Genomic DNA, 19148 nt, shown 5'->3' with positions numbered 1-19148 from the left:
TCCCCCTTAGAAAGGGGGAGGACTATGCGGAGTCCATAACTTGCTTTTCCATTTTTCAAGACGAGACAAAGGGGGGGGGGGGGAGGACTCAGAACAACCCTCACGAGCTCAGCCTTGGAAAGAGGGAGGACGAATGTGGGGCTAAGAACTTGTTCCTCCCCTTTTTAAGGGGAGGCTAGGAGGGGTTCTTTGCGTATTCGAAAAGCGTTACAACTCAGTAATCGCTTTACCTTTACGCAGTCTTCTAACCCACATACGGCTAGGGTGCAGCTCAGTCAGCACATCGACAGGCAGTGGTAATGGGTCGCCGCAGATTTGTGATGCCAACACTTCGGCCATTAGAGGCGCAGAACTCAAACCACGAGAACCTAAGCCCAGGAAACAGAATAGGTTAGGGAACTGGTGAATCGCTTCAACGTCTTGTTCTTGTTGATTCTGCAGATCCGCATATTGCGTTTTGATGGTTTCAAAGTCGCCTACGTTACCTACAAACGGCAGGTGGTCACGGCTAACACAGCGAATGCCTTGGCGTGACAAGTTACCAGAGGTATCCACTTCTTTTGTCCAACCTTGATTCGGCAAACACTTCACCAATTTGTCGGCGTTGTCTTTCTGCGCTTCTTCATCAAACTCGTAGTCTAGGTGACTGCGGTCGTAGCTTGCACCGATGCACAAGTGCTGATTATTCGGGTTAACAGGCGTCATGTAACCGTCGTAACACAATACTGTTTTCAGCTTAGACAAGGTTTCAGTTGCAGGTGCATGGCTCACTTGGCCTTTTACCTGCCCCATTGGTAGATCGGCAGTTTGGCTGAGTGTTTGGAATTCACTGCCGTTAGCGACCACCACGGTTGAGTGCTCAAAGCTTTGACCGTTCGCTTTCAATGTCCAAATCTGGCGCTCTTCATCCCAATCTAGTGACTCGACTTGGTGCTCGAACTTCGCTTCAAAAAGTTCTGTTTTTTCCAGTTGAGCAATCAAGCCACGAGTGAGCTCAGCAGGGCATAACCAGCCACCAAGAGGGTAGTGGACTGATGCAATATCGATCGGCAAGCCAATTTTTTCAGCCGTCTCTTCAGCAGATAGCTTGTGAATCAACTCTGGCGTGAAATTACCTGCGAGCATTTTCTCTAACTTGTCAGCGGATTTGTTATCCCACATTAACTGAGTGATGCCACACCAATCGTGATCGAATTGGGTATCTTGCGCTGCTTGGTCAACAAACTGACGGGCAAACAAAAAGCCCGGAGCGAACACGCGTGAAACGCCTTTGTGTGGACCATTTAACAATGGGTATACAGCACCTTGTCGATTGCCCGACGCGCCTTCTGCGGGTTGAGCGTCTTTGCAGTAAAGCGTGACATTCTGACCGCGGCGAACCAGCGTTTTAGCCAGAGCTGCACTGGCGATGCCGCCACCAATAATCGCTATGGAATCATGATTGGTCGATGCTGTGCGGTTGAACCAAGGTAGGTGGTTTGAATGCGCTTCACGTTGCTCCATCGAACCTGCGATCATTTCACGCTTGGTGCCGAAGCCTTTGACTTTCTTCATTGTAAAGCCCGCTTCGTTTAAGCCGCGACGCACAAAGCCCGCTGCCGTGAAGGTTGCGACCGTACAATCCTGTTTCGCCAATTTTGCCATGCCGTTGAATAGGTTTTGGTTCCACATCTCAGGGTTTTTGCTTGGAGCAAACCCGTCTAAGAACCAAGCATCAATCAAGCCTTGCTCAGCATAAGGAACAAGCGGCATGCAGTCTTTGATATCGCCAAACCATAGATCGAGCGTGATAGCGCCGTCTTCTAAAACAATGCGATGACACTCAGGCACAGCGGCTGGGTAGTGCTGTTGCAGCTTTTCGGCAAACTCTGCCAATTCTGGCCAAGATTGATGTGCTTTTTCTAAATCAGCTTTGCTAAGTGGGTACTTCTCAAAACTAACGAAATGCAATTCTTTTAGCGTTGCCTCTGGATATTCGAGACGAAATTCGGTAAACCATTGCCACACGGCTAAGAAGTTCAACCCTGTGCCAAATCCGGTTTCACCAATAACAAAACGTCTTTGGTCAAATTCCTGCCATCTTTCTGGTAGATGATTTTGTTTGAGGAACACGTAACGCGTCTCTTCGAGACCGTTTACGTTGGAGAAATAAACATCATCAAATTGGTCAGAAACCGGTGTACCAGCTTCGTTCCAACCAAGTTCTGCATTTTTAATCGAAGTCATAATGGTGCAAATATGTGATTTGGCGCGGTTAGAATTCGGCGATTGTACGAATTTATGGGAAAGCTGACCACTTTTGTTGACTATCTTGGTTATTATCTAGCGGATTTTTGAATTATAGGAATGTCATAATGAAACGAGTCGTAATCACCGGTATGGGTATTATTTCAAGTATCGGTAACAACGTCGAAGAAGTTCTAGCGTCTCTTAAAGCGGGCAAATCTGGCATCACTGCGTCTGAGCAGTTTAAAGAAAACGGTCTGCGTTCGCAGGTATGGGGTGATCTGAAAATCAACCCTGCAGAATTTATTGACCGTAAGCAGATGCGCTTTATGGGTGATGCGGCTGCTTATGCATACCTATCAATGCAGCAGGCAATTGAAGACGCTGGTCTATCTGAAGAACAAGTTTCAAACGATCGTACAGGTATCGTTGCTGGTTCTGGTGGTGCTTCTGCATTAAACCAAACAGTAGCAACTGACACCATGCGTGCGAAAGGCGTAAAACGCGTAGGTCCTTACATGGTTCCACGTACTATGTCTTCAACAGTATCGGCGTGTCTTGCAACACCATTTAAGATTCGTGGTGTGAACTACTCAATGAGCTCAGCATGTGCAACGTCTGCACACTGTATCGGTCACGCGATGGAGCTTATCCAACTTGGCAAACAAGACATCGTATTTGCAGGTGGTGGTGAAGAGCTAGATTGGTCTCAAACAATGATGTTTGATGCGATGGGCGCACTATCTACTAAGTACAACGAAACGCCAGAAAAAGCATCTCGTACTTACGATGCAGATCGTGATGGTTTCGTTATCTCTGGCGGCGGCGGCATGCTGGTTATCGAAGAATTAGAGCACGCACTAGCACGTGGCGCGAAAATCTACGGTGAAATCGTAGGTTACGGCGCGACTTCTGATGGCTACGACATGGTAGCACCATCAGGTGAAGGCGCAGTTCGTTGTATGAAGATGGCAATGCAAGATGTTGACGCTATCGACTACATCAACACACACGGCACTTCTACTCCAGTAGGTGACGTGAAAGAACTAGGCGCTATCCAAGAGCTATTCGGCGACAACAGCCCTGCGATTTCTGCTACAAAAGCAATGACAGGTCACGCACTAGGTGCAGCTGGCGTTCACGAAGCGATTTACTCAACGCTAATGCTAGACAACAACTTCATTGCACCGAGTGTGAACATCTCTAACTTGGATGAAGCAGCACAAGGTCTAGACATCGTAACGGAAGCTCGTGACGCTGAGCTAACGACAGTTATGTCAAACAGCTTTGGTTTTGGTGGTACAAACGCGACATTAGTAATCAAAAAGTACCAAGCGTAAGCGACCCAAAGCTAACTGAATTTGTTGGTCGGAATATCACTGTGATTTCCCAAGCGGCGTAAACGGACCAACAAACCAGTTTCCAGAGCTTGATCAGTCAAACTGATCGAACAGACGCAGACTCTATCCCAAGGAGAGCGAGATAGGATCCTTTTGTTCTGGAACTTTGCCCGGCTAATTTAGCCGGGCTTTTTCTTTTCTGAAACCTGTTTTTGAAAGTCACTTGGGTATAGTTGTTGAGATTTTTCAAGAAAAGGGCAAAATCGCTTTAGCTTCGCATCTTGCGAATAAACGAACTCATACAAATGGATGTTAAACGCTGGCGCTATGAAAATTATTGTTGATGAAAATATGCCGTACGCTGAAGAGCTATTCAGCCAACTCGGTGAAGTGATTCTAAAACCCGGTCGTACACTCACCGCTGATGATTTAGTTGATGTTGACGCGCTAATGATTCGCTCGGTTACTAAAGTAAACGCAGAACTGGTTAGCAAAGCAAACAAGCTGAAGTTCGTGGGTACGGCGACGGCGGGTATGGATCATGTCGACCAAAAGTTGATGCAAGAGAAAGGCATTTTCTTCACCGCTGCGCCAGGTTGTAACAAAGTTGGCGTTGCCGAGTATGCGTTCAGCGTAATGATGGTGCTAGCGCAACAACAAGGCTTCTCAGTTTTCGATAAAACCGTTGGTATCATCGGTGCGGGCCAAGTAGGTAGTTACCTTGAAAAATGTTTGAAAGGCATGGGTATCAAGGTGCTGATCAATGACCCATTCAAACAAGAAGAGGGCGATTCTCGCAGTTTCACTCCGCTAGCAGAGCTCATCGAACGTTCTGACATCATCACGCTGCACACACCTATCACTAAAGATGGCCCACACCCAACGCATCATTTGATTGATGAGAAGGTGTTAAATGGTCTTCGTAGCGATCAAATTCTTATCAATGCGGCACGCGGTCCAGTTGTGGACAACCAAGCGCTGAAGCAACGTTTACTGAAAAACGACGGCTTTACAGCGGCACTCGACGTATTTGAATTTGAACCAGAGGTTGATATGGAGCTTCTGCCTCTGCTAGCATTCGCAACCCCTCACGTTGCAGGCTATGGTCTGGAAGGGAAAGCTCGCGGTACGACGATGATTTTCAACAGCTACTGTGAGTTCTTAAATAACGAATTACGTGCGCATGCCAGCGATTTACTGCCAACCGCGCCTGTCCCTACTATGGTATTGGACAGAGCATGGGATGAAGCAACGCTGCACAACATCACGCAGTTAATCTATGATGTGCGTAAAGATGACGCTCTTTTCCGCCGCGAAATCAGTAAGCCAGGTTCTTTTGACCTGATGCGTAAAAACTACTGGGATCGCCGCGAGTACAGCGCTGTCACGCTAATGGGTAACGAAACATGCAATCTTGCACCATTAGCAGAACTAGGTTTTCAGGTTGAGGTAAGTCAATGAGCCAGCAATACAATGTTGCCGTATTAGGTGCGACCGGTGCGGTCGGTGAAACAATTTTGGAAGTGCTTCAAGAGCGCAAATTCCCAGTAGGCGAAATCTTCCTGTTGGCAAGTGAACGCAGTGAAGGTAAGACTTACCGCTTCAATGGTAAAACAATTCGCGTACAAAACGTGGAAGAGTTTGATTGGTCACAAGCACACATCGCTCTGTTCTCTGCTGGTGGTGAACTGTCAGCAAAATGGGCACCAATCGCAGCAGACGAAGGCGTTATCGTTATCGACAATACGTCACACTTCCGTTACGAGTACGACATTCCTCTTGTTGTGCCAGAAGTAAACCCAGAAGCGATTGCAGAGTTCCGTAACCGTAACATCATTGCGAACCCGAACTGTTCAACCATCCAAATGCTGGTGGCACTAAAGCCTATTCACGATGCAGTGGGTATTGAGCGTATTAACGTGTCAACGTACCAATCGGTTTCTGGCGCGGGTAAGGCGGGTATTGATGAGCTAGCAGGTCAAACAGCGAAGCTGCTAAACGGCCTGCCAGCTGACAAGAAGCAATTCTCTCAGCAGATCGCGTTTAACTGTATTCCACAAATCGACCAGATGATGGAAAACGGCTACACCAAAGAAGAAATGAAAATGGTGTGGGAGACGCAAAAAATCTTCAACGATTCATCGATCACAGTAAACCCAACGTGTGTTCGTGTACCAGTATTCTATGGCCACGCAGAAGCACTTCACGTTGAAACGCGTTCACCAATCGATGCACAAGAAGTCGTTAACTTGCTTGAGCAAACTGACGGTATCGAAGTATTCCACGGTGAAGACTTCCCAACACAAGTTCGCGATGCGGGCGGTAAAGACCACGTAATGGTAGGTCGTATCCGTAACGATATCAGCCATCACAGCGGCGTAAACCTATGGGTTGTTGCAGATAACGTTCGTAAAGGCGCAGCAACTAACGCAGTTCAAATCGCAGAAGTTCTGATCCGCGACTACTACTAAGTCGACCTCGCTAGAACCTTTAAGCCTCGCACTATGCGGGGCTTTTTTGTTCGAACGGCGTAAAATTGTGTGAGATTAGTACGAATATGGTGAGAGCCACACATTTTTTGCCCTCAACGCTATAGTTTTGCGTGCTTTATCCGATATATTTAACCGATCACCATTTCAAATTGTTACTAGCACCTAACTGAGCCTTCTATGCGTCAAAATTATAAGCGTTTGTTAGCAGCCCTTGTGCTGATGAGCGCGACTCAGACATCGTCAGCGGTTCAAGCCGAAGGTATTCGTCTTGTTGGACCCTCTGGTGAAGTGCAAGCGTCTCCAAGCTATGCTGAGGAGATTGAACGAGCGTTACCCGCTCCACCTAAAAATGATCAACCGTCGCGTTTCTTCGGTCCGACTGGTCAAAACGAGACTCTCTGGTCGATTGCGTCTGAATTGCGACCATCTCGAAATGTTTCTGTACAACAAACGCTACTCGCCATTTACCGTATCAACCCTCAAGCGTTTGATAACCAAAATATCCATGAATTGATCCCTGGTAGTCGTCTTCGCGTGCCTTCTCTTGACCAGGTTCAAAGTGCGACGACAGAGCAAGCCGTCGCGATCATGAAAGCGCATGAAGCTCGCCTTACTCAGCCTAAACCAACGCCTGTTCAGCCTGCAAAACCGAAAGTTGAGCCGCCGAAGCCTGTGGTTGAAGCGCCAAAGCCAGAGCCTAAAACTGAGCCGAATAAGCCGGAATTACCAAAACCGCAACCGATTAAAGTGGTTGAACCAACTACGCCGGTGCCAGCGGTGACCACATCACCTAAGGGTGAGAAACAGATCAGCGCGCTAAAAGACAAGCTGCAAGGTTCGCACAGTGAGTTAGAGTCACTGGAAGAGAAGAACCATCGTCTGCGTTTGATGCTTTCTGAGGTACAAAGCGAAGTTGAAACGCTAAAAACGTCGTTGAATGACGAAGAGCGTATTCGCTCAGAAGTAGAAAAACTGTTGGCTGAGGAGCGTCAGCGTGTTGCTGAACAACAACGTATGCAGCCAAGTACGATGGATAAAATCCTATCGAATGGTTGGCTTGTCGGTCTTGCTGCATTAATCCCAGGTGCGCTAATCGCTTTACTCGTTGTCATGCTACTTGGCCGTCGTTCTAAGGCGAAAGAGGAAGAAGCGGCTACGCAAGAACAGCAAAACGTTGATCCTCTCGCTGCGCCTATTGGTCTAGCTGCTGCGGATGAGTTAGATGAAGAGCTAAGCCTTGATGACGATCTGTTTGGCGATGACGACGAAACAGAAAACCTATTTGGGCAAGAAGAGCAGCAACCTGAAGAAGAGGACGTTTTCGGTAACCTAGATGATGATGACCTCGACTTCAACCTAGAGGGTGATGATGGCGAAGATCCATTTGCTGGTATCGGCGATGATGGTGAACTAGACGTCGGTTTCGATGAGTTCGATTCTTCCAGCAACGGCATCAAGGTCAACGGTGAAGAAAAAGCCCTTGGTCTTGAAGAGATGGAGCGTGCGCTTGATGAAGTCACGCCAGAGCTGGAAGTGTTGGATGACGATGATGATGCAGGCTTCGATCTTTCTGACGAAGACGGTTCGGATGCATTGTCTGATGATGCTTTCGCAGAATTGCTTGCCGCAGATGAGCCAGCAGAAGCGCTACAAAATGATGCCGTCGACCAAGCTATGCTGGATGACCTATTCGCCGATCTTGATGGTGATGATCTCAACTTAGACGTTGAGGATGACAAGTCAGCGGTGTCTGAGAGTGCGTTCTCAGCAGGTGAAGCGACAGATGACGACATCGACAAGTTGCTTGCACAGTATGAACAGCCAACGCCAAAAGACACTGATGATGATTTGTTTGATGAGCTAGAAACGTTATCTGGTTTATCTGATAGCGATTCAAGTGAAGAAGAAGCATCTGCGTTACTTGATGAGTTGATCGGTGAAGACGATGGCGAACCGCTTAACGAACTTGATCCACTTGAAGAGTTGGAAGACATCGCAGGTTTAAGCGAAGAGCCTACCATCGATGAAGACAGCACAGATTTACTTGATGAGCTCATTGGCTTCGATGATGAAGACTCCTCCGATGATAACTTTGACCCGCTTGATGAGCTAGAAAAGCTGTCGGGGTTCGATGGTGACGATTCTCTTGAAGACATTGATGAAAACAGTGTTGATCTGCTGGACGAACTGCTTAGCGACGAAAGCGTAGAAGAGCAGGACGAAACAAGCAGTGAAATCGACCCATTTGATGAATTGATTCGTGAAGGTGACGAGACAGAGCAAACAGCGGCTACACAGAGCGATGACGATCTTCTCGCTTCGCTAGGTTTTGATGATTTAGAGCCAGCAGTAGAGGAAGTACTGCCTCAATCTCAACCAGTGATGGATGCTGAGCCTGTTGTTGATCTAGAAGATGAAAAGGCTGCGCTGGGTTTAGACTCTGGTTTGGATATCGATGCGTTATTGAGTGAAAATCAGCCAGAGGCTGAAACACAATCGTTAGAACAAGCATCAAACGACGAACTTGACTCAGAAGCAGCCGAATCTATTGCCGACTTTGATAGCAACGATTTCCTTGATGATCTAGAAGACGCATCCCCTGAGCATGATCCGTTAATAACGGAGCTGGATGAGCTATTCGAAAGTAACAATGAAGCTCTGTTACCAAGTGAACAAGAGCGTTCAGACTTTGCAGCAGAACTGGATGCTTTGATCGGTGAAGAAGCATCAGAAACGGACACTGAAGAGCAGCAATTTGAAGCGCCAATTCAAGACAACGAAGTTACCGAGAATACGCTTGAAGAGCATTCACCTGATCTGCCTGAAGCATTAGCGCCACAAGAAGAAACGATTGTAGAACCGGACGCAGAACCAGAACTGGCTCCAGTGTTCACGCCAACACCAAATACGGTTGAAAACGAATTTGGAATTCCTCAAGAAGAGGATTGGCTTGTTGATGAGATCGAATCTGAGAGCAAAGTTGAACAAGAGCCGGTGGCGGCAAGCTCAACTGATGCTGATGTTGACGAAGAGGAGTTCAACTTCAATGAGTTGGAGCTTCCAGAGTTTAACGAAGAAGACGCATTAGCTTCGATGGCCGATGAACCTGCGCTAGCTGAATCTGAAACCGTTGAGCCTGAAGCATCAGTTGCTGAAGTAGAAGAAGAGCTCAACTTCGATGAGTTCGAGCTTCCAGAGTTTAACGAAGAAGACGTATTAGCTTCGATGGCCGGTGAGCCTGCGCTAGCGGAATCTGAAATCGGTGAACCTCAAGCGCCAGTTGCGGAAGCAGAAGAAGAGTTCAACTTCGATGAGTTAGAGCTGCCAGAGTTCAACGAAGAAGACGCGCTGGCTTCTATGGCTGAAGAGCCTACGCTTGAGGAGCCTGAAACCGCTGAGCCTGAAGCGCCAGTTGCGCAAGCAGAAGAAGAGTTCAACTTCGATGAGTTAGAGCTGCCAGAATTCAACGAAGAAGACGCATTAGCTTCAATGGCCGATGAGCCAGCGCTTGCGGAATCTGAAACCGCTGAGCCTGCAGCATCAGTTGCGCAAGCAGAAGAAGAGTTCAACTTCGATGAGTTAGAGCTGCCAGAGTTCAACGAAGAAGATGCACTGGCTTCTATGGCTGAAGAGTCTGCGCTTGAGGAGTCTGAAACCGCTGAGCCTGAAGCACCAGTTGCGGAAGCAGAAGAAGAGTTCAACTTCGATGAGTTAGAGCTTCCAGAGTTCAGCGAAGAAGATGCATTAGCTTCGATGGCTGAAGAGCCAGCGCTTGCGGAATCTGAAATCGGTGAACCTCAAGCGCCAGTTGCGGAAGCAGAAGAAGAGTTCAACTTCGATGACTTCGAACTACCAGAGTTCAATGAAGAAGATGCTTTGGCATCAGTGACAGAAGAGGTAGCAAGTTCTGACTCTGACACTGTTGAACCTGAGGTTGTTAAAGAGCACTCAGAAGTCTCTCAAGCGGTACAACAAGCAGAGAATGACCATGACGCTCTGTTTGAAGTTTTCGCGCAACCAGAAGCTTTCAGTGCCGATTTAGAGCCTGAGCCGAGCAATGACCTGGAGTCGGAATTAAATGACTTTGAAGAGTCTGCGATGGCGAACTTGTTGTCTGAAAACGCGGAATCGGAAGTATTTGATGGCAAGTTAGACAGTGACACAATTGCAAGTGCAGGTATGGACTTTGAAACCATGCTGGATGTTGGTGACGATTGGGATGGCTTTAAGCTGTCGCCAGAAAACACCTCGTCAACGGCAGAGGTTCCAGAAGACCAGCGTGAAGTATGGAGTTCATCAGAAGCACTGGCACAGCCAGAGATCGCGCAAGAAAACTGGGGTGAGCAAGACGACCTAACCGATTTTGATCCGAAGAAAAATCAATTTATGACCATTGATGAGTTGATGGCTCAGGTAGACAAAGACGGTGGTGAGTTTGAAGAGCAAGAGCTCAAACTTGACGTGGGTTTGAATGAGTTCCCGGATGTGATTGGCGATATTGGTGATGTCGACGTAGATACCAATGCAGAAGCCGCAGGTAAGCTCGATCTAGCAAAAATCTACCTTGAAATGAACGATCCTCAAGGTGCGATTAAACTATTAGAGGAAGCTATCGTCTACGGGGAAGATGATATTCGCCGAGAGGCTAAGAGTCTCATCGATACGATTAACGGTCGATAAGAAAAAAGGGGTAGCAAACGCTGCCCTTTTTTGTATCTGGAAGGAGTTACGTATATACTTCCCGCCCCATTTTAGAGTTCGAAGGTTAAAATGAGAATCGCATTAGGTATCGAATACAACGGTACAAACTACTTTGGTTGGCAACGCCAAAGAGACGTGAAAAGTGTCCAAGAAGAGCTAGAAAAAGCATTGTCCGTGGTCGCGAACCATCCTGTCGAAGTACAGTGTGCGGGTCGTACCGATGCTGGCGTACATGGCACTGGTCAGGTTGTTCACTTTGACACCAACGTGAGTCGTAAAATGGTGGCTTGGACCATGGGCGCAAACGCGAACATGCCAAGTGATATCGCTGTCCGCTGGGCAGTGGAAGTGAACGATGATTTCCATGCTCGATTCTCAGCAACCGCACGTCGTTACCGCTACATTATTTTCAACCACGCACTGCGCCCAGGTATTTTGAACTCTGGTGTGAGCCACTACCATGGTGAACTCGATGAGAAGAAGATGCATGAAGCAGGGCAGTATCTACTGGGTGAGAATGACTTTAGTTCATTCCGTGCGGCACATTGCCAATCATTAAGCCCATGCAGAAACATGATGCACTTGAACGTGACTCGTCATGGTGATTACATCGTGATTGATATTAAAGCGAACGCTTTTGTACACCATATGGTGCGCAACATTACCGGTAGTCTCATTAAAGTGGGTCGAGGCGAAGAAAAGCCAGAGTGGATCAAGTCACTTTTAGAAGCGAAAGATCGCAAATTAGCAGGCGCAACGGCCAAAGCTGAGGGCCTATATTTGGTGGATGTGGACTACCCAGAAGAGTTCGGATTACCACGTGTGCCGATCGGTCCGTTATTTTTGCCCGATAATTTGAACTAAATTTGCGATTTTGTTTCAAAATATCGGTACTTTAGACTGGATACGTACAGAAACTGTACGTTATTAATGATATCAAAAATAGGTACAACCAGTTTTTTATCTACAGTCGCGGCAAGATATGTTTTAATCCATCCGCAATATTCCGAATTTATATCTTTCGCAATGAAGCGGAAGAGTTGAGAGAAAAGGTCTTCCATGAGTTGGCTTGAAAAGATTTTAGAGAAAAGCAACCTAGTAAGTTCACGTAAAGCTTCTATCCCTGAAGGCGTGTGGACCAAATGTACTTCTTGTGAGCAGGTTTTATACCATGCTGAGCTTGAGCGTAACCTAGAAGTTTGTCCTAAGTGTAATCACCACATGCGCATGAAAGCGCGTCGTCGTCTAGAAACATTCCTAGATGAAGGTGAACGCGTAGAGCTTGGCACTGAACTTGAGCCACAAGATAAACTGAAGTTTAAAGATTCTAAACGCTACAAAGAGCGTATCTCTGCTGCACAAAAGAGCAGCGGCGAGAAAGATGCACTGATCGTAATGCAAGGTGAATTGCTGGGCATGCCACTAGTGGCGTGTGCGTTTGAATTCTCTTTCATGGGCGGTTCAATGGGTTCTGTTGTTGGTGCACGCTTTGTTAAAGCGGTAGAAGCAGCAATTGAAAACAACTGTGCGCTTGTTTGTTTCTCAGCAAGTGGCGGAGCACGTATGCAAGAGGCTCTGATGTCTCTAATGCAAATGGCGAAAACCAGTGCAGCACTTGAGCGTCTTTCTGACAAAGGCCTACCATTCATCTCTGTACTGACTGACCCAACAATGGGTGGTGTATCAGCGAGTTTGGCAATGCTAGGTGACATCAACATTGGCGAACCTAAAGCACTTATCGGCTTTGCAGGTCGTCGTGTAATCGAACAGACAGTACGTGAAGATCTTCCTGAAGGCTTCCAACGTAGTGAGTTCCTTCTTGAGCACGGCGCGATTGACATGATCGTTGACCGTCGTGAAATGCGTCAGCGTGTGGGGGGGCTAGTGGCTAAGCTAACTAACCACAAGTCTCCTATGGTGGTTTCGGTTAACGAATCTCCAAATGAAGAACCATATTCTGTACCAGAAGCGGACGAAAAAGGGTAAAGTATTAGCTAACATAAAAACCAAAGAAATTAATGGTTAAAGTTAGATGACCCAAAACTCTATTCCTCAAGCCACATCCCCTCTAACGATGTGGCTTGATTATTTAACAAATCTCCACACTTCAGCTATCGACCTTGGCTTAGACCGCGTTCAAGCGGTAGCGCAAAAAGCCAGCCTTACCAAACCAGCTCCTACTGTGATTACTGTTGCCGGCACCAATGGCAAGGGTTCGACGTGCGCGTTAATGGAAGCGATTCTATTAGATGCAGGTTATTCAGTGGGCGTTTACAGCTCACCACACCTAATTCGTTACAATGAGCGTGTTCGTATTAACGGAGTCGATGCAGAAGACAGCAAGCACTGTGCAGCGTTCGACTACGTTGAGCAACAACGCGGCGATATCAGCCTAAGCTTGTTTGAATTCGGTACGCTAGCCGCACTTCGTATTTTCCAAGTTGAGAAAGTCGATGTGGTTCTGTTAGAAGTTGGCCTCGGCGGCCGCTTAGATGCGACTAACGTTGTTGATCACGATGTATCAGTGATTACCAGCTTGGCTATCGACCATGTTGATTGGCTGGGCGATGACATCAACGTGATTGGTTTTGAGAAAGCGGGCATCTACCGCTCGGGTAAGCCGGCGATTTGTGGCCAACCAACGCCGCCAGCAACTGTTGCAGCACACGCAGATGACATTCAAGCTGAATTCTTCCAAGTCGGCATCCAGTTTGATTACCAGTTGACTGAGAAAGGTTGGAAGTGGACCAGTGGCGCATTTGCACTAGAAGACCTGCCGGTCCCATCGCTACCGTTACCAAATGCGGCGACAGCATTAATGGCTCTTGGCGCTTCAGAATTGCAAATCACTGACATTAATATCGTTAATGGCTTGAATAATGCTCGCCTAGCTGGCCGAATGCAGGTTTTGCAAACGGGTCCAGAAATCGTTCTTGATGTCGCACACAATCCTCACTCAGCAGAATACTTAGTTGAGAAGGTCAAACGCCAATACGCGGATAAAAACATCCACGTTGTGGTGGCTATGCTGCATGATAAAGACATCAAGGCAACAATCGAAGCATTAACCCCAATTGCAACACAATGGTACCCAGCATCGCTGACTGGCCCACGTGCGGCAACAGCAGATGAATTGTGCCAATACTTACCTCAAGGTCAAGTTCAGTTCTTAACTCCAGTAGAGGCGTTTGAGAGTGCGAAAACTCACGCGGCTCAAGATGATGTCATTCTGGTGGTTGGATCCTTCCATACTGTGGGCGAAGTGTTGGAGCATTGGCAATCAAATAATGAGTAATCAAAGGTAATTTGATGGCAAGTAAATTCCAAAGTCGTTTAGTCGGCACCATCATTCTAGTAGCAGTGGGGGTCATCGTACTTCCTGATGTCCTAGATGGTAAGAAACTGCACTACAAAGAAGAGTTTGCCAGTATTCCTATCAAACCTGAGCTTGATAGCGATGTGGAGAACTTCGAAATACTCGAGCCTGTAGAAGATGATGTCTCTTTGCCTGAATCTCCGGTAACGGCAACGGTGAATGAACCTGAAGAGCCTCATGTCGCAGTTTCACAGCCAGAATCGGAGCCTGCGATTCAACCGGAAGAAGTCAAACAGCCTGAACAAGTTGAAGTTGCTGTTCGTCCGGTTGAAGAAAAAAATCAATATGAAGATTCCGCCTGGATCATTCAGTTGATGGCACTGAAAAATCATGAGAATGCAGTTGCACTGGTAGAGGATTTGCAGAAGCGTGGTTACCAAGCTCATGTAAAAAAAGAGACAGCCTTTACTCGAGTGATTGTTGGTCCTGATGTATCAAAAAGTAAACTTGAACGACAGGTCAAGGAATTACAAAAAATTACAGGCTCAAAAGGTCAATTGCTTAAATTTAAGCCATTAAATCCATAAGAAAACGTTTGCGTCAGCATTTTTTCTGTTAAAATGCGCGCCAACTTAAGATGAAGAAAACATGAATTGGTTAGATTTTGTCATTTTAGGTGTGATCGGATTTTCAGCTCTGATCAGTTTAGTTCGCGGTTTTGCTAAAGAAGCTTTGTCTTTGGTGATTTGGTTCGGAGCATTTTTTATCTCCAGTAACTACTACGCCAAATTGGCGGTGTATTTCACCAACATCGAAGACGAAATGTTTCGAAACGGAGCCGCAATTGCGGCGTTATTCGTCGCAACCCTAGTGGTTGGTGCAGTGGTGAATTACGTCATTGGTCAACTGGTACAAAAAACAGGACTGTCAGGTACCGATCGAATTCTCGGTGTGGTGTTTGGTGGTTTACGCGGAGTACTGATTGTTTCTGCGGTGCTGTTTTTTATGGATGCGTTTACTGCATTCCCAAGCTCGGATTGGTGGAAAGAGTCACAGTTGGTCCCTGAGTTCAGCCGTATCATCGCCCCATTCTTCGAGCATTTAAAAGCAACATCAAGTTTTCTGTCTGGCACTATCTAGTAGTGCCAGCTACTGTCGCAAATCGAGGATTAGGACATGTGTGGTATTGTTGGAATCGTGGGCACAACGCCTGTAAACCAGTCTATTTATGACGCGTTAACGGTGTTACAGCATCGTGGCCAAGATGCCGCTGGTATTTGTACCATAGAAAGCAATCGTTTTCGTCTGCGTAAGGCGAACGGTTTAGTGAAGGATGTGTTCGAAGCAAGACACATGCAACGCTTACAAGGTGAGGTAGGTATTGGCCATGTTCGTTACCCTACCGCTGGCAGCTCAAGTGCCTCAGAAGCTCAACCTTTCTACGTAAACTCTCCTTTCGGTATTACACTTGCCCACAACGGTAACCTGACTAACGCACACGAAGTTCGTCAGAAACTGTTTGAAAAAGATCGCCGCCACGTTAACACTACTTCAGATTCAGAAGTGCTGCTCAATGTATTGGCTCATGAAATTGACACAGTCAAAGGCAACGTCACTTCAGAAGATGTGTTCCGCGCTGTCACTAACGTACATCGCACCATCCGCGGTGCATACGCGGTAACGGCAATGATCATCGGTCACGGTATGATTGCATTTCGCGACCCACACGGTATTCGTCCGCTTTGTCTTGGCAAGCGCGAAGTAAATGGCACAACAGAATACATGGTTGCTTCTGAATCTGTTGCACTTGATGCAGTTGGTTTTGACTTCATGCGTGATGTGGCACCTGGTGAAGCGATTTATGCGACATTTGACGGTGAGCTTTACACCAAGCAATGTGCAGACAACCCAAAACTGAACCCATGTATTTTTGAGTTCGTTTACTTTGCTCGTCCGGATTCATTCATCGATAAGATTTCGGTTTACAGTGCGCGCGTTGAAATGGGTAAGAAGCTTGGTGAGCGCATCAGTGAAGACTACGCCGATCTGGACATCGATGTGGTTATCCCAATTCCAGAAACCTCTTGCGATATTGCCCTGCAAATTGCTCAAGCGATCGATAAGCCATACCGCCAAGGTTTCGTGAAAAACCGCTACGTAGGCCGTACCTTCATCATGCCTGGTCAACAGCAGCGCAAGAAATCGGTACGTCGTAAGCTGAACGCGATTCGCTCAGAGTTCAAAGGTAAGAATGTTCTGCTTGTTGATGATTCTATCGTTCGTGGCACCACATCTGAGCAGATCATCGAGATGGCTCGTGACTCAGGAGCGAACAAAGTGTTTATGGTTTCTGCTGCGCCAGAAGTTCGTTTCCCGAACGTCTACGGCATCGATATGCCGAGTGCAGCAGAGCTGATTGCACATGGTCGTGATAACGATACTATCTGTAAACAAATTGGTGCGGATGCGCTTATCTACCAGCGTCTCGATGACTTAGTTGAGGCAGTAGGTCTTGGCAACCAAGACATCACTCAGTTCGATACATCGGTATTTAACGGTGAGTACGTAACGGGTGATATTGACCAACAATACCTTGATTTCCTGGACGGTCTTCGCAATGACGATGCGAAAGTACAGCGTGAGATCCAGCAAGACCTAGCGAACCTAGAGCTGCACAATGAAGGCGCTTAAATAGCACTTCTCAAGATATAAAAAACCAGAGTCAAGGCTCTGGTTTTTTGTTTCTATTCGCTTATGTTTTTCAGCTTAGTGAATGTTGTAAGCAATCACAAAGTCGATGAACAAGCGCACTTTCTCTGGTAAGTGATCTTTGTGGTTGTACAGCATGTAGATGTCGCGCGGGTTTGCGCTCCAATCAGGCAGTATACGCACTAGGTCACCACTTTCGATGTACTCTTTGATCATCACGTCAGGCATCAAAGTAATACCTAAACCTTCTGAACAAGAGCTTCGTACTACGTTCAGTGCGTTAGCTTGGAAACGGCCGCGTTCTACGTTCACCACAGACTCGCCCTTGCTGTTGATCAGGGTCCACTTGATGAGTGGTGAGCCTTTTAGCAAAGAGTGGTTAGAAAGCTCTTCAGCATGATTTGGCGCTGGGTTTGCGTTCAAGTAATCAGGACTAGCGACCAGGATGTCTTTCACTTCACCGATTTTACGTGCAATCAAGCTTGAATCACGTTGTGGACCAACACGGAAGATCACATCCCACTCAGTAGGATCAAGTTGATCGGCATTGCTTTCCGTTGTCAGTTCGATGTTGATATCTGGGTACTGTTTCATGAACGCATTGAACATTGGCATCATCATGCGCTTTGTCAGGTTGTACGGGGCAGAGATTTTTATCTTGCCCGATGCCCCACGACAGTCATCCGTAATCTCTTCAGCGGTTGAGGTTAGGCGTTGCAACAGTGGTGAGCATTCATGGTAAAAGCGTTCCCCTGCTTCAGTCAGAGAAAGCTTACGCGCGTGACGGTTCAGCAATCGAAGATTGACAGAGTCTTCTAGCGCTTGAATGCGTCGGGTGATGGTTGCCACCGGAATCATGGTTTTTCGCGAAGTTGCGGTATAGCTCCCATTTTCGACAACCAATCGAAATAGGTTTAGATCATCTAATTTCATATTTCCAGACACATTAAACTACCGTTTATGGCTAATTTATAATTAACTTTGTGATCAAAGTTTGCTTTAAGTCAACATGTTGCACCATTTGAACACAGCATAGCGCTTTTAGTAAACACTGATAAACCATGGAATATTTGTATAAACGTCAATTTAAGGCTAGGGTTTATAACAAGGTGAAAGGGCCTGACGTCTTGCTGCATAACGTTTTGTAAGATGTAAATACAACAAAAATAATAACGTAGAAATTTGTTTTTTGACTGAGCTTTGTGAGGTGCAAAGGTATGTTTAAGACTCACAGTCAAACGGCAATGGTCTCGGCGCAAGAAATGGTCAATCAAAAACTCATCATGTTGGTGGACGATGACCCGATATTTCGCAAAGTGACTAGTGCTTATTTGGAAAGTCAGGGTTTTAAGGTAGTCGAAGCTGAGAATGGCCTTGAGGCGCTTCAACAACTAAGGGAATGCCACCCAGACCTTGTCTTGTGTGACTTATCTATGCCCGTTTTAGACGGGATCGAATTTGTCGAGGAAGTTAGTCTAGAGTATCCGTCGATGCCATTAATCGTCGTTTCTGGGACTGATGAGATGTCAGACGTTGCGAAAGCATTGCGTTTCGGCATCAAAGACTTTTTACCAAAACCAATCGGAAACTATGAACATTTGTCTAAAGCGATAGAAAACACGCTTGAGGATTCAGACTGTCATTTTGCGGAGCAACGCGACTTTTCAAGTCAGTGGTTTCGTGTTGATGACGGTGGGGAAATGCCAGATGAACAAGAACTTCATTGGCATTTGGAGTATCTACAAGAAAATCCAAACGCAGCGCGGGACTTGCTTCATGCTCTGCTCCCTGAGAAAGACACGTCGCAGGGTGATTGGAATTGCTCGTATCGTTTACTTCAATCCACCGATGTCATGCCTTTAGTGTTTGATTATCGATGGTTGATGAACGGTCAATTCGCTTTCTACCTGGTGGATTCAGCTTCGTTAGACAAAGACGGTGTGGCGACTACGCTATTAGTCCGTGCGTTGTTCGATGATTACTTACGTAACTTAAAAAGCTTTAGCGCCGATCTGAAAGACATGGTTGAAATCATCGAAAAGGGCATTCAGTGCTCTGAGTGTGCGGGCGCAGTAGATGCCGTTTTTGGTATTGCGGATCTAGCCTCGGCTTCGGTTTCGATTCTGCCTGCGGGGCTTGATAGTCAGTGGTCTAATGGCCATGAAAATCAACACATAGCAGCTGCAAATAGACTTGGTGATGGAAGTTTGAAAAATTTCATTACAAGAGATTTACCTCTGAAAACCAACGGGCAACTCTCTATCGGTTGTCTTGGTTCATCGAGCTTTAGTCTTAACATCAGCCGATTAAACCGCCTGATGTAACTATCAATAACTGCGGCTACCAATCACTGTGAAAAAGCAG

General features: G+C 46.7%; 13 protein-coding genes. 11 read left to right on the top strand and 2 right to left on the bottom strand.

Annotated elements, in window-relative coordinates:
* Positions 1–207: 207 nt before the first annotated feature.
* Entirely contained in the window at positions 208–2226 is a 2019-nt protein-coding gene (gene mnmC, locus A8140_RS11460) for a bifunctional tRNA (5-methylaminomethyl-2-thiouridine)(34)-methyltransferase MnmC2/FAD-dependent 5-carboxymethylaminomethyl-2-thiouridine(34) oxidoreductase MnmC1 (protein WP_005536452.1), read from the bottom strand.
* 128 nt (positions 2227–2354) lie between these two features.
* Between mnmC and fabB the strand changes: the two genes are divergently transcribed.
* The 10 genes from fabB (at position 2355) to purF (ending at position 16766) form a co-directional block, all read left to right on the top strand.
* The gene (fabB, locus tag A8140_RS11455; RefSeq protein ID WP_005536451.1) at positions 2355–3566 is read left to right on the top strand and encodes a beta-ketoacyl-ACP synthase I; all 1212 of its coding nucleotides are present in this window, start codon (positions 2355–2357) and stop codon (positions 3564–3566) included.
* A gap of 327 nt (positions 3567–3893) precedes the next feature.
* The gene (locus A8140_RS11445) at positions 3894–5027 is read left to right on the top strand and encodes a 4-phosphoerythronate dehydrogenase (RefSeq protein ID WP_005536450.1); all 1134 of its coding nucleotides are present in this window, start codon (positions 3894–3896) and stop codon (positions 5025–5027) included.
* Positions 5024–6037 carry an aspartate-semialdehyde dehydrogenase gene (locus A8140_RS11440; protein WP_005536449.1) on the top strand — a complete coding sequence of 338 codons (1014 nt, stop codon included), beginning with the start codon at positions 5024–5026 and terminating at the stop codon, positions 6035–6037. The genes A8140_RS11445 and A8140_RS11440 overlap by 4 nt, the downstream gene beginning before the upstream one ends.
* Before the next feature lie 198 nt (positions 6038–6235).
* A complete protein-coding gene (locus A8140_RS11435) occupies positions 6236–10738 on the top strand; it encodes a FimV/HubP family polar landmark protein (protein WP_087490654.1) in 4503 nt (1500 codons plus the stop codon).
* 90 nt (positions 10739–10828) lie between these two features.
* Positions 10829–11623, top strand: coding sequence for a tRNA pseudouridine(38-40) synthase TruA (truA, locus tag A8140_RS11430; RefSeq protein WP_005536822.1), 795 nt, complete (start codon positions 10829–10831; stop codon positions 11621–11623).
* A gap of 195 nt (positions 11624–11818) precedes the next feature.
* Entirely contained in the window at positions 11819–12745 is a 927-nt protein-coding gene (gene accD / locus A8140_RS11420; protein ID WP_005439795.1) for an acetyl-CoA carboxylase, carboxyltransferase subunit beta, read from the top strand.
* Between the two features lie 46 nt (positions 12746–12791).
* A complete protein-coding gene (gene folC, locus A8140_RS11415; protein WP_005536827.1) occupies positions 12792–14054 on the top strand; it encodes a bifunctional tetrahydrofolate synthase/dihydrofolate synthase in 1263 nt (420 codons plus the stop codon).
* A gap of 14 nt (positions 14055–14068) precedes the next feature.
* Positions 14069–14662 (top strand): SPOR domain-containing protein, encoded by a 594-nt coding sequence (locus tag A8140_RS11410; RefSeq protein ID WP_005536829.1) that lies wholly within the window; start codon positions 14069–14071, stop codon positions 14660–14662.
* 61 nt (positions 14663–14723) lie between these two features.
* A complete protein-coding gene (locus tag A8140_RS11405) occupies positions 14724–15215 on the top strand; it encodes a CvpA family protein (protein ID WP_005432921.1) in 492 nt (163 codons plus the stop codon).
* A gap of 36 nt (positions 15216–15251) precedes the next feature.
* Entirely contained in the window at positions 15252–16766 is a 1515-nt protein-coding gene (purF, locus tag A8140_RS11400; protein WP_005536896.1) for an amidophosphoribosyltransferase, read from the top strand.
* Between the two features lie 75 nt (positions 16767–16841).
* On the opposite strand, the gene A8140_RS11395 is transcribed toward purF, so the two are convergent.
* Complete coding sequence (locus tag A8140_RS11395) at positions 16842–17717, bottom strand: LysR family transcriptional regulator (RefSeq protein ID WP_005432984.1); 876 nt, start codon at positions 17715–17717, stop codon at positions 16842–16844.
* A 284-nt stretch (positions 17718–18001) separates the two neighbouring features.
* On the opposite strand from A8140_RS11395, the gene A8140_RS11390 reads away from it, so the two are divergent.
* On the top strand, positions 18002–19108 hold the full coding sequence (locus A8140_RS11390; protein WP_005536901.1) for a response regulator: 1107 nt from the start codon (positions 18002–18004) through the stop codon (positions 19106–19108).
* The last annotated feature ends 40 nt before the right edge of the window (positions 19109–19148 follow it).

This window comes from Vibrio campbellii CAIM 519 = NBRC 15631 = ATCC 25920 (assembly GCF_002163755.1).
GTDB classification, from domain to species: Bacteria; Pseudomonadota; Gammaproteobacteria; order Enterobacterales; family Vibrionaceae; genus Vibrio; species Vibrio campbellii.
This window is presented reverse-complemented; position numbering and strand designations above follow the sequence as displayed.